Source organism: Aminobacter sp. P4_H6_2, from assembly GCF_056400805.1.
The window spans coordinates 1-1,889 of the sequence record NZ_JBFUKO010000850.1; the positions used below are offsets into that span (position 1 = coordinate 1).

The 1,889-nt window shown below is 61.1% G+C and carries 2 protein-coding genes and 1 pseudogene; all 3 read left to right on the forward strand.

The annotated features are described in order from the left end of the window. The first annotated feature begins 104 nt into the window (after window positions 1–104). Entirely contained in the window at window positions 105–635 is a 531-nt protein-coding gene (locus AC1DUU_RS30905; protein ID WP_476787126.1) for a MarR family winged helix-turn-helix transcriptional regulator, read from the forward strand. Next, window positions 625–1,344 (forward strand): response regulator, encoded by a 720-nt coding sequence (locus tag AC1DUU_RS30910; protein WP_476787127.1) that lies wholly within the window; start codon window positions 625–627, stop codon window positions 1,342–1,344. Before AC1DUU_RS30905 ends, AC1DUU_RS30910 begins: the two co-directional genes overlap by 11 nt. 54 nt (window positions 1,345–1,398) lie before the next feature. After that, window positions 1,399–1,889 (forward strand): annotated as a pseudogene (locus AC1DUU_RS30915) (two-component sensor histidine kinase); the annotation flags it as partial.

A 1,889-nucleotide genomic window follows, 5' to 3' on the forward strand; every position in this document is an offset into this window, starting at 1 on the left:
TACCTTGCCTTTTCGTTCGCAATCTGCCGAAAAGCTTGGCAAAAATTACCATCGCATCTAATTTATGTCAACAGTGCTGACATAAATTGACGGACAGGAATTCTATGGCACAACGTAGCGGCGCAGCCGCCCAACCGATCCGCACCGCGGTGACGGCAGATGAGGGCATCGACTTCTCGATCATCGAGCTGATGTATTTCGCCTATCGCGACTTCACGTCGGACCCAGACCAGATACTTGCCGAGTATGGTTTTGGCCGCGCCCATCACCGCGTGTTGCACTTCGTCAACCGCATGCCTGGGCTGACAGTCGCCGAGTTGCTTGATGTTCTCAAGATCACCAAGCAAAGCCTGGCGCGCGTACTCAAGCAACTCATCGACGCCGGATACATCATCCAGGTCCAGGGGCCGCGCGACCGCCGCCAGCGCGAGCTCTACCCCACCCACAAGGGCCGCACTCTGACACTGGCGCTGGCGCGGCCACAGTCACGCCGCATCGATGCTGCACTGGAAGGCGCGGGAGAGACCGAACGCGCCTGGGTCGAAAGATTCCTCAAGGCGATGGTCAATCCTGAATTAAGGGCGCAGATTGATCATCTGCCCGGAAACACGCCGGGGAAAGACCATGGAGAATAACGACAAGACGGCCAATCCGGCCACGTTGGGCGACGATGCTCCGCATCTGCTCGTCGTCGATGACGACACGCGTATCCGCAACTTGCTCAAGCAATATCTGACCGAGAACGGCTTTCGCGTAACTGTCGCTGGCAACGCCGACGAGGCGCGGCGCAAACTCGCCGGGCTCGATTTCGACCTCCTCATCCTCGACGTGATGATGCCGGGCGAAAACGGCATCGAACTGACCAAGTCGCTGCGCGACCAAAAGGACGTGCCGATCCTGATGCTGACTGCACTGTCGGAAACCGACAGCCGCATCACAGGGCTCGAGGCTGGCGCCGACGATTATCTGCCCAAGCCCTTCGATCCGCGCGAGCTGATCCTCAGGATCAACAACATCCTGCGGCGCGGCGGCCCGTTGACGACGCCCAAAGCCGAGCAGCTCGTGTTCGGACCCTACACCTTCCAGATCGCACGCCGCGAACTCAAGCGTGGCGGCGAAGCGCTCAAGCTGACCGACCGCGAGCAGGAAATTCTTGCCATCTTCGCCGCGCGCGCCGGCGAGACCATCCCCCGTCATGAGCTGGTAACCGGCGATTCCGAAGTCGGCGAACGCACAATCGACGTCCAGATCAACCGCCTCCGGCGCAAGATCGAGCGCGACCCGGCCAACCCCGTCTGGCTACAGACGGTGCGCGGTATTGGGTATCGGCTCAGCGTGGAATAGGATCGCCGAAGGGCGGCCGGGGCACAATCCGGCCGGTGGCGAACGGAATGGCGGATGGCAACCACTGACATGGAACGGCCTGGCGGAGGCAGCCTCGGAACACGCGCTTGGCGTGCACTGACGGCTGTGCCCAGAAGCTGGAACCGTTTCTGGCGGCGTGTGTCGATCTACATGCCAAAGCGGMTCTATGCGCGTTCGCTGCTGATCATCATCACGCCGATGATCCTGCTGCAATCGGTCGTAGCCTTCGTCTTCATGGAGCGCCACTGGCAGACGGTGACGGTTCGTCTATCGCAGGCGGTGACGCGCGACATCGCCGCCATCATCGATCTGCTCGACACCTTCCCGCAGCCCGACAATTACGCCCAAATCATCCGCATCGCCCAGGACCGGATGCAGCTGAAGATCGACTTGCTGCCGCCAGATCCCCTGCCCCCGCCTGGGCCAAAGCCGTTCTTTTCGATCCTCGACCAGGCGCTTTCGACGGAAATCCGCAGGCAGATCAACCGGCCGTTCTGGCTCGACACCGTCGGCAACTCCAACAT